Genomic DNA, 9,793 nt, shown 5'->3' on the forward strand with positions numbered 1-9,793 from the left:
TCCTCCAGCTCTGGGGAGTTTGTACAGAGCACGCGGGCGCGCTGTGGCGTGCGGAGTTGCAGTCGCGCCTCTACGTTTGAAGGTGAGGGTTCCTTGGACAGCGTTGGCAGGCGTCCCACCAGGGCCAGGGCCGAGGTACCGAGACCGTCGTCACGCCCTGAAGCAAGTGCGGAGGTCCGATTGTGTACCAGTGGACGCGTAGGGAGGACGAACGGCTGACGACTGGCCGGGGCCGCTACGTCGCCGACATCCACGTACCCGGCTGTCTGGACGCGGTATTCGTTCGCAGCGCCGTCGGTCATGGGACCCTCAGGTCGGTGGACACCAGCAAGGCCGCCTCGGGGCCGGGTGTGCTGGGCGCGTATACGGCGGCCACGCTCCAGCAACTGCCGTCTGTCCCGGACCCCGTACTCGGCCAGTCCTCGGACCGCGGCGCCGACGGCCGGGAGTGGCCGCCGCTGGTCCGCGAGCGGGTGCGTTATGCGGGGGAGGCGGTCGCGGTGGTGCTGGCGGAGGACCGTTATCGGGCCGAAGACGCGGCGGCGAGAGTTACCTTCGAGGTCGAACCGCTGCGCGCGATGGTCACGCCGTCCGCCGCTGTGGCGGCGGACGCGATCCCCTTGTTCGAGGGGCACACCACCAATGTCGTCATGGAAGACGAGACGGGCCGGCCGATCCAGGACTCGGTCTGGCGCGAAGCGGCCGTAGTGGTGGAGGGGCGGTACAGGCAGAGCTTGTTGATGCCGACACCGATGGAGTGCCGGGGCATCCTGGTGATCCCGGACGAGGACGGGCTGACCGTTCACTCCGGGCACCAGATGCCATATCGCCTGCGCCGCGAACTGGCCTCGCTGTGGGGCTGGGCGGAAGATCAGATCCGGGTGGTCGTTCCCGACACCGGAGGAGCATACGGTTCCAAGAGCGGATGTCTGCCGGAGTTCGTCGTGGTCGCCCATCTGGCGATGACCCTCGGACGACCTGTCCGGTGGATCGAGGACCGGCTCGAATCCATGTTCGTCGCTACGCGTGGCCGGGGACAGGACCAGTATGCCCGTCTTGCCGCCGATTCCGACGGACGCTTGCTGGCCTACGAGCTGAGTCTGGAAGCTGATGTCGGCGCCTACCCGCACCTCGGCGTTGCGCTGCCCATGCAGACCGCCTCCATGGCACCTGGCCCGTACGCCATCCCCGAAGTGCACGCGAGGGTCAGGTCGGTGCTGACCAACACCATGATCACCTATCCCTATCGGGGGGCCGGCCGTCCAGAAGCGGTGATGGCGCTAGAACGGTCGATGGACACGCTGGCCCGCAGGCTGAAGGTGGACTCCGCCGAGCTCAGGCGGCGGAACTTCATCCCGCCTGAGAGCTTCCCGCACCAGACCCCCACCGGCCGGAAGTACGACAGCGGTGAGTATGCCAGAGCGCTCGAACTGGCCCTGGAGACCGTGGATTACGACAATTGGCGAGCCGAGCAGGCCAGGCGGCGTGAGGACTCCGCCGCCAAGCCAATTGGGATCGGACTGTCGTCCTACGTGGAGCGCTCCGGAGGCGAGCCGGGCACCCTTTTCGAGTGCGGCAGTGTCGAGGTCCACCAGGACGGCACCGTCACCGCCCGTTGTGGTGCCGCGTCTAGCGGCCAGAGCCACGAGACGGTGCTAGCCGGCTTGGTGGCGAGGACCCTCGGTATTGACGAGACACGTGTCCGTCTCATCGAGGGCGACACTGCCGAACAGCCCGACGGTCTCGGGTCGTTCGCCAGCCGCACAGCACAGGTGGCTGGTGCGTTGCTGCAGCACTGCTCTCGACAGGTCATCGACACGGCCCTGGCGCGGGCCGCCGCGATATGGGACGTGCCATTGGAGCACGTGATGTGGTCCGACGGCTGCCTGCAGCACACCGATGACGACTCCATGTGCCTGGAGCTGGGCGAACTGGTCGAGCTGACTGAGCCCTTGAAGGTGGACGACAGGTTCGAGACCGAGGCGGCCTTCCCCTTCGGCACGCATGTCGTGGTGGCGGAGGTCGACACCGAGCTCGGAACGGTGACACTGCTGCGGGTGGTAGCGGTCGACGATTGCGGGATAGTGCTGGACTCCGGCACTGTGCACGGTCAAGCCCTCGGATCATGCATGCAAGGAATCGGACAAGCCCTGTACGAGGCGATCCCGTATGACGACGCCGGTGCCCCGATGCTGGACAACGGTCTTCTGGACTACCTGCTGCCGACATTTGAGGAAGTCCCGCCGATCGAGATCAGGGACACGTGCACCCCGAGCCCGGTCTCACCGCTGGGAGCTAAGGGAGCCGGCGAGTCCGGTTGCATTGGAACGCCGCCGGCGGTCGTCAACGCGGTCGTCGATGCTCTTCAAGTCGCCGATCCAGATCTGTTGCAGATGCCGCTGACTCCCGATGTGGTCTGGCGCGCGGCTCGAGCCCCGAAGTCGGAGGAACCCGAATGAAGCCCGCGGTCTTCGACTACTTCACGGCGCGGACGGTGTACGAAGCTGTCGACGCGCTGAGCAACGCCAAGGACGCCAAGGTGCTCGCGGGCGGGCAGAGCTTGCTCCTGGAAATGCATCTGAAGCGTCTCAGCCCCGACGTCGTGGTCGACATCAACCAAATTCCGGAACTCGGCGGAATGGAAGTGCAGGACGGCGTTCTGCGGGTCGGTCCTCTCGTCCGGCACCGTGTCTTCGAGAACCCGCGGGCCGTGCCGGGCCCGCTCGGAGAGCTGTTCGCGCGTGCCGTTGTCAACATCGCGCATCCGCCCGTCCGTAACCGCGGCACTATGGCGGGCAGTTTCGGCTGGGCCCACCCGGCGTCGGAATGGTGCGCTCTCGCCGTGGCTCTCGATACCGATATCGAGCTGACCGGTCCGGGGGGCATCCGTCAGGTCGGCGCCTGCGACTTCTTCACAGGATCCTTCCGGACGGTCCGGCAACCGCACGAGGTGATCACCTCCTTGCGGTGGCCACTGCTCAGCGGCGACACGGGCGTCGGGTTCATCGAGCACAGGCGCACGCACTTCTGCTTCGCTCAGGTGGCGGTTGGGGCGACGCTGGATATCAGCGACGGAATGATCGAGGGAGCCAGGATCGGACTGGTGAACTGCGCCGACCGTCCTGTGCGCGCGCGCGCCGCCGAGGAGGTGCTGGCCGGCGTGGAGGCCGGTGAGGTGCCGGCGGGCTACAAGCTGCCCAAGGGCCATCCTTTCGCCCGAGCCGGCCGCATCGCGGCGGATCAGGATGCGTCCCCGATCGCCGAGCCCTACGCCGACATCGAGTACCGCAGGCACGCCATCGCGACCGTGGTGGCCAGGACGCTGTGCCAGGCCGCAGCAGACCAGAGGTCGCGCACCGACGCTGAGAAAGGTAACTGGTCCATCACTGATGGTTGAGGTCTTCGGTGACGCGTCGGGCGGCTTCGCTCGCTGGGGCCGTGCGGCTTGATGTCTTCCCCGGGGAGCCGCGCGGCCATGAGCCACACGATCCCGACCTGCGGGAACAGCGCTCGAATGCAGGTGAGGACCAGTATGGCCCCAGCACGGTCAGGATCGAGGCCGAGTGCACCACCGCTCGCAGGACGAGCCCGCAGGTGTCCACGAGAAGGGTGTGACTTGGTAGCACCGTCGGTCACGGATCAGGGCCCACAGAACGTTGACGCGTCGGCGGGCGAGAGCGAGTACTGCCTGGAAGTGTTTCTTCCCCTCGCCGCGGTAGCCGTCAGAGGCGCGGTTCACCAGCCGTCCGGGCATGTAGAGGACTACTTGGCCATGGTTGATCAGCAGGGCCAGCAGCAGCGCGGGTTCTCCGCCGGTCATGTCGATGGCCCAGGTGACCTCACGGCTATCGGCCAGGTCGAGGACATCGCTGATCAGTTTCAGCAGCTCGAGCTCGTCGTTGGCGACCCGCCGCGACAGGAGCGTCTCGCCGTCCACATCCAGGGCAGGGCCGTGGTGATGCCCCTTGCCGCTGTCGATCCCCGCCCATATCCGGCTCATGCTCCTGACGTGCGTATTCGTTCTGCTCACACCACAGACGACCTTGCCGGCATTGCTCTACTCAGCGACTTGCTCATGCTTCCTAATCGGCGGCCGAATCGTCGTGGGGCGCCGGGCGACGAAGCGGTAGAAGCAAAGGACCGCAGCCCACCGGATACTGGGGATCAGGCCTGGCCAGCACGCCCGCGCCATCCGCGACGAGGTCAAGGGGTGGTGGTACCACAGCACCCCTGGGCCCCACATTACGAACGGGAGGACCAGCTCGGTCAAGAACGTAGAGCCCAATGAGCGTCCGTCAACGACGTTTCGTAGGCGGGCATGCACGTGCAGGCACACATGGACGTCATTTTCGCGGACAGCTCCCACGAAGATCACCGCCCGAAGTTGATCAGCTACCTAACACTTCCTCAAGGAGAGAGCAGATGAAGATCACCCTCAACGTCAATGGTCAGGACTACGCGCTTGACGTAGAGCCACGACGCATCCTCGCCGACGTGCTGCGGGACGACTGCCGGCTAACCGGAACGCATCTGGGCTGCGAGCACGGCGTATGTGGGGCCTGCAGCGTGCTGGTGGGCGGTGAGTCCCTCCGCGCCTGCCTCATGCTGGCCGTGCAGTGCGATGGCAAGGCGATCCGGACGGTAGAGGGTCTGGCGGACCCGGACGGCGAACCCAGCGCGTTGCAGAAGGCGTTCTCCGCCGAGCGTGCGCTGCAGTGCGGCTTCTGCACCGCTGGTTTCCTCATGGTGGCCACCGGCGAGCTGGAGGCCGACCCGAGCATCGCCGACGACGAGAAACGCATCAATGACATCGTCAGCTCCAACGTCTGCCGTTGCACCGGCTACGAACCGATCCGCCGTGCGATCACCCGCGCCGCGCGAGAGCAACGTAAAAGCACGTCCTGATCCCCGTAGGCGCACCAGCCCCAGGGTCTTCGCAGGTGGCTGGTCCGTCCAGTGGGTGTGTCAATTTGACGGCTGATCTTGGTTGTTGAGGTTCAGTCGTTGGCCGGTGCGAGCCGGCCTTCGAAGGCGATCTGGAACGCGTCGAGAGGCGCCTTCCAGCGTATGGTCCACCTCTTGCGACCCTTGCCGGTTGGGTCGAGACTCATCAGCGCCATGTAGACGCACTTGAGGGCCGCGGCCTCGTTAGGGAAATGCCCGCGGGCGCGGACGGCCTTGCGTATGCGGGCGTTCACACTCTCGATCGCGTTCGTCGAGCAGATGACCTTGCGGATCTGGCGGGAGACGCCGGTGCCATACACCTCGGCCAGGTGGGCCTGGACCTCACCCGTGGTCAGGCCCTTTGCGGCGAGCGAGATGACCATCTCGTCGACACCGGGCAGACGCCGCTGCCGCTTCTTGACGATCTTCGGCTCGAAGGATCCGTCCCAGTCGCGGGGCACGGAAATCTTCACCGGACACCTCGGGTCTGTAAAGCGAGCGGCTCTGTCACACATCCGGTGGTGACAGATCGTGAGCATCGACGGCAGCCAGTTGCAGAGAGTGCGGTTGACGCTCTGACCTCGATGTTTCACGAGCGAAGAGCGCTGCGCTGGGAGACGCGGCGTCGGCACGCCAGGCTCGCATCGGAGGTCTCTGTGCAGGCTGGCTATTCCAACCAACGGTCGCTCCAACATACTGGACCTGCGAGCTTTTTGATTCGTGGGTCTACCCGTCGCCATCATCACCGTCCGTCACCACCGGATGTGAGACAGAGCCAAGCGAGCGGTGTAACTGGGTTTGGTGTGGCCAGAGTTGGCCTGCGGTGAGACGGCCGTCGAAGGCCAGGTCGAAGGCGTTCATGGCGCCCTTCCAGCGCATGGTCCAGCGTTTGCGGCCGGCGCCGGTCGGGTCGAGGCTCATGACGGCCATGTAGACACATTTGAGGGCGGCCTGCTCTGTGGGGAAGTGCCCGCAGGAGCGAACGGCCTTGCGGATGCGGGCGTTGACGCTTTCGATGCTGTTGGTCGTGCACACAATGCGGCGTATTTCTTCATCAAACTGAAGGAAAGGCGTGAACTCGGGCCAGCTGGACTCCCAGAGGTGGACGATCGCCGGGTACTTCTTGCCCCAGGTCTCGGCGAATTCCAGGAACCGTGTCGCGGCCGCGTCCTCGGTCGGCGCGGTGTAGACGGGCTTGAGCGCCTTCGCGATCTTGTCCCAGTCCTGCCGGGCCGCGTATCGAAATGACGCCCGCAGCAGGTGAACCGCGCACGTTTGCACCACAGTTCGCGGCCAGACCTCGCCGACTGCGTCGGGCAGCCCCTTCAACCCGTCGCAGACCAGCATGAGGACGTCTTCGACGCCCCTGTTCTTGAGCTCGGAAGGTACTCGAAGCCAGTGTTTCAGGGCTGCCGCAAAGTCCTGCGTGTACGCGTTTCCGCTGATGAGAGGCCCGTGCCCGGAAAGACCGAAGCTCCGTTGAGGTGGTTGACCTCGCAAGTCGCCCTGAACCAACGGAGCTTCGGTGAAACGTCAGTCTGTCACTTGAATTCTATTGGTGGTTGCGAACGCTCTCCGAGGAGGACGTTCCGATGCCCCGATAAGCCCCGGACAGGATGCCGACCGATGTGAAGCGGAGGTACTTCGAGCTGCTCCGCGAGGGGTTGATGGGTGCTGCTGCCGCCCGCGAGGTCGGGGTGTCCACCAGCTGCGGATCGCTGTGGTTCATAGATGCTGGCAGCATGCTCGTTCCCGACCCCGGCCCGATATCTCCGCGCTTCCTCACCCAGGACGACCGGATCGCTATCGCTGACGGCCTCCATGCCAAACAGCCCGTCAAGGAGATCGCCGCCTCGATCGGCAAGAGCCTCTCGACCGTCTACCGGGAGATCGAGCGCAACCGCAAGCCGGACGGCCGCTACCAGCCCTGGTGGGCCCACAACCAGGCACTCCTGCGCCGTGGCAGGCCGAAGGAGGAGAAGATCCGTAGCCACGAGCCGCTGCGCACCCTGGTACGCGAGAAGCTCACCGAAAAGTGGTCACCGCAGCAGGTCTCCCGATTTCTCGCCCGGTCTTTCGGCAACGATCCGGCGATGCGGGCCTGCCCGGAGACGATCTATCGGGCGCTCTTCGCCGGCCTGCTGGGCTTCAAGGACGCCAGGCTCCGCACCGGCCGCACCCGGCGCAAGAAGCAGCGCCGAGGCGTCCCCCAACCCAACAAGATCAAGAACATGACGCTCATCCACCAGCGCCCGCTGGAGGTCAACGACCGTACTCAACCGGGTCATTGGGAGGGCGACTTGATCATCGGGCGTGGCCAGGGATCGGCCATCGGTACCCTCGTCGAGCGCAGCACCCGCTACGTGAGGCTCGTCCATCTACCGCACGGCTGGAAGGCCCCTCAGGTCCGCAACGCCCTTATCGCGCAGACCGCGGACCTGCCGACCCAGCTCCGCCGGACCCTCACCTGGGACCAGGGCCGAGAGCTCGCCCTGCACCAAGACATCGAGGCGCTGACCGGGCTGCGGATCTACTTCTGTGACCCGCACTCACCCTGGCAGCGCGGCACCAACGAAAACACCAACGGGCTGCTGCGGCAGTACTTCCGCAAGGGCACCGACCTGTCCGTGCACACGTCCCACGATCTGCGAGAAGTCGCCCGACAGCTCAACCGGCGCCCCCGCATGGTCCTCGGCGACAAGACCCCATCCGAAGCCATGCGAGACTACCTCACAGGCCCATTGACCTGCTGATGCGCAACCACTGACAGAAACCGCCCACCGCCGAGCACCTCGGACGCCGCGTCGCCGAGCGGGCCCGCACCTACGCGGCCGGACGCGCGGCCGTCGGCGCCTGAACCCGCTGGCCGCCCGCGCCCGTCCCGCCGAGGCACCCGAAGCCCCTCCGGCCGGCGGTGAGGTGACCGAGGGCGCGCTGCGTCAGTGGGCAGCACGGTGACCGGGCCGGGACGGCAGCCGGCGCGCTCGGACGTGCCGGATGCCTCCACGTAAGCTCCGCGCTGCGCAGGCGACTTGAGAAGGCCATCTGCGCACGGAGCTTCGTTGTGTACGTCAAGGCCCCACCGGGCAGCGTCACATCGCGGTGACCCGCACACCGGCACCCTCACCCCGAAGCGCCACACCTGTTCGAGCGGGCACCGGGCCGGTTTCCACAGCTCAGCGGTGTGCATGGCCCCCTCCACGCACAGATGGGCGTCGTGCCCGGCCGGAGAGCCGCCTTCGTACGGGAGCCCCGCCAGTGGCCGACAGAACTTGACTCCTAAAATAACCGTTACGTGGTGTGTACCCCCTGGCCATCGAATCGCCAAGCCGTGCTTCGATAATCGCCTCGTCACGTTTCCCATACCCACCCCATGGCTTCCGAGTTCACAGGAGACGAAGTGCCGCCCCAACCCAAGCCGCAGGACCCCGCGCTGCTGGACGGAGCCTCGTCGCGCTTCGCCGACGCTTTCACCCGGCGCACGACGCAGCTCCGCGAGGGGGGCAACCCGCGGGCCCGGCCGTGGACGTGGATAGTCTCCGCGGCCGCGCTCACCGCCGTCGTGGTTCTGGTGGTGTTCGCGATCGCGAAGCTCCCCGCCGGTTCCGGCGACAAGGAGAAGGCTGTCGCCGCCGCCTCCGTTTCCCCGTCCGCGTCCGGCGCCGCGCAGTCCTCCACCTCGCACAGCAACTCGACCGCACCGGGCATGCCGGGCGGCGTCAAGGCCGTCGGCCCCGACGCCCCGGCGCCGAACGGCGGAGGCGGTCCCAAGGCCGGAGGCGGAAGCGGCGGATCCGGCGAGAAGGCGCCGGGCGCACCGACCGGGCCGCCGATCGCCGGTGCGAACACCGGCTCCGGCTCTGGTTCCGGGTCCGGCAGTGCCAACACCGCGCGGTCGACCCAGACCACGCAGGCGCCGCAGAACACCACCTACCCGGGCGTTGCGGTCGTCAGCCACGACAGCAACCGCTGCGTCGCTGCCACGGGAGCAGCCAACAGCATGGCCACTGACGGCACGCGCCTGGAGATCTGGGACTGCGGCGGCGGATCGTGGCAGAAGATCGACTTCCGCTCCGACGGCACGGCCCGGATGTTCGGCCTGTGCATGGACGTCGCAGGCGCCTCCCAGAATGACGGCACGCCCATCCAGCTCGCCAGATGCAACGGCGGCTGGGCCCAGAAGTTCAAGGTGAACAGCTCGCACGACCTCGTGAACACCGCGATCGGCAAGTGCGTCGACGTCGTCGACAAGAACACCGCCAACGGCACCAAACTCCAGCTGTGGACCTGCTACGGCACCGACAACCAGAAGTGGAGCAAGCGCTGAGCGAGGACGGGGTGACGCACGGAGCGCCGACGGCGGCCGGCGTTCCGTGCGTCACCGGTCACATCGGCTCCCCCCGGCCGCTCGTCCGCATAAGCTCGAAAGAAACGGCGGTCCCCCGCCACCGCACGGCCACCACACGATCGGAACGCAGACATGGACCTTGACGACGGCCTCGGCATCCAGAAGCTCCTGGAAAGCACCCGCCGGATCCAGCAGGACCTGTCCCGGGCCCAGGAGGAGCTCCGCGCGCTGACCGTGCAGGGCACGGCGGGCGGCGGAGCGGTGCAGGCGACCGTCAACGGCAAGGGCGTACTCCAGGACCTGGTGATCTCACAGGTCGTGGCCGACGCGGGCAACGCGCAGGGCCTGGCCGACATGATCGTCTCCGCGGTCCGGAACGCCCAGCAGGCTCTGGCCGCCCGGCAGGAAGAGCAGTTCGTCCCCGTGTTGGAAGAGCTCCGCACGGAGCTGGGGGACTTCTCCCGCTGACGAGGCACCCCGGGCGCCGGGGCCGCGTTCCGG

7 protein-coding genes and 3 pseudogenes are annotated in these 9,793 nt (G+C 66.8%); 6 read left to right on the forward strand and 4 right to left on the reverse strand.

Features of this window, described 5'->3' with window-relative positions:
- Nucleotides 1–182 precede the first annotated feature (182 nt).
- Nucleotides 183–2,459, forward strand: a complete 2,277-nt coding sequence (locus OG507_RS39135; RefSeq protein WP_327365088.1) for a xanthine dehydrogenase family protein molybdopterin-binding subunit — start codon at nucleotides 183–185, stop codon at nucleotides 2,457–2,459.
- Nucleotides 2,456–3,397, forward strand: a complete 942-nt coding sequence (locus OG507_RS39140) for an FAD binding domain-containing protein (protein WP_327365087.1) — start codon at nucleotides 2,456–2,458, stop codon at nucleotides 3,395–3,397. Before OG507_RS39135 ends, OG507_RS39140 begins: the two co-directional genes overlap by 4 nt.
- A 150-nt stretch (nucleotides 3,398–3,547) precedes the next feature.
- On the opposite strand, the gene OG507_RS39150 is transcribed toward OG507_RS39140, so the two are convergent.
- A complete protein-coding gene (locus OG507_RS39150) occupies nucleotides 3,548–4,000 on the reverse strand; it encodes an IS110 family transposase (RefSeq protein ID WP_442810914.1) in 453 nt (150 codons plus the stop codon).
- A 422-nt stretch (nucleotides 4,001–4,422) separates the two neighbouring features.
- On the opposite strand from OG507_RS39150, the gene OG507_RS39155 reads away from it, so the two are divergent.
- On the forward strand, nucleotides 4,423–4,905 hold the full coding sequence (locus OG507_RS39155; protein WP_327365086.1) for a (2Fe-2S)-binding protein: 483 nt from the start codon (nucleotides 4,423–4,425) through the stop codon (nucleotides 4,903–4,905).
- Nucleotides 4,906–4,997: 92 nt separating this feature from the next.
- On the opposite strand, the pseudogene OG507_RS40585 reads toward OG507_RS39155, so the two are convergent.
- The 3 pseudogenes from OG507_RS40585 to OG507_RS39165 form a co-directional block, all read right to left on the reverse strand.
- Nucleotides 4,998–5,240, reverse strand: a pseudogene (locus OG507_RS40585) (transposase); the annotation flags it as partial.
- Between the two features lie 12 nt (nucleotides 5,241–5,252).
- A pseudogene (locus tag OG507_RS40590) lies at nucleotides 5,253–5,687 on the reverse strand (transposase); the annotation flags it as partial.
- Nucleotides 5,688–5,757: 70 nt separating this feature from the next.
- Nucleotides 5,758–6,348 (reverse strand): annotated as a pseudogene (locus OG507_RS39165) (IS256 family transposase); the annotation flags it as partial.
- Between the two features lie 212 nt (nucleotides 6,349–6,560).
- On the opposite strand from OG507_RS39165, the gene OG507_RS39170 reads away from it, so the two are divergent.
- The 3 genes from OG507_RS39170 to OG507_RS39180 all read left to right on the forward strand — a co-directional run bounded on the left by OG507_RS39170 (nucleotide 6,561) and on the right by OG507_RS39180 (nucleotide 9,760).
- Nucleotides 6,561–7,697, forward strand: a complete 1,137-nt coding sequence (locus tag OG507_RS39170; RefSeq protein ID WP_442810913.1) for an IS30 family transposase — start codon at nucleotides 6,561–6,563, stop codon at nucleotides 7,695–7,697.
- 647 nt (nucleotides 7,698–8,344) lie between these two features.
- A complete protein-coding gene (locus OG507_RS39175) occupies nucleotides 8,345–9,271 on the forward strand; it encodes an RICIN domain-containing protein (protein ID WP_327365084.1) in 927 nt (308 codons plus the stop codon).
- 153 nt (nucleotides 9,272–9,424) lie between these two features.
- A complete protein-coding gene (locus OG507_RS39180) occupies nucleotides 9,425–9,760 on the forward strand; it encodes a YbaB/EbfC family nucleoid-associated protein (RefSeq protein WP_327365083.1) in 336 nt (111 codons plus the stop codon).
- The last annotated feature ends 33 nt before the right edge of the window (nucleotides 9,761–9,793 follow it).

Source organism: Streptomyces sp. NBC_01217, from assembly GCF_035994185.1.
Taxonomy (GTDB): Bacteria; Actinomycetota; Actinomycetes; order Streptomycetales; family Streptomycetaceae; genus Streptomyces.

Coding starts and splice junctions, on each gene's coding strand:
- OG507_RS39140 (WP_327365087.1), top strand. CDS start 2,456: ATGAAGCCCGCGGTCTTCGACTACTTCACGGCGCGGACGGTGTACGAA.
- OG507_RS39155 (WP_327365086.1), top strand. CDS start 4,423: ATGAAGATCACCCTCAACGTCAATGGTCAGGACTACGCGCTTGACGTA.
- OG507_RS39180 (WP_327365083.1), top strand. CDS start 9,425: ATGGACCTTGACGACGGCCTCGGCATCCAGAAGCTCCTGGAAAGCACC.
- OG507_RS39170 (WP_442810913.1), top strand. CDS start 6,561: ATGCCGACCGATGTGAAGCGGAGGTACTTCGAGCTGCTCCGCGAGGGG.
- OG507_RS39150 (WP_442810914.1), bottom strand. CDS start 4,000: ATGAGCCGGATATGGGCGGGGATCGACAGCGGCAAGGGGCATCACCAC.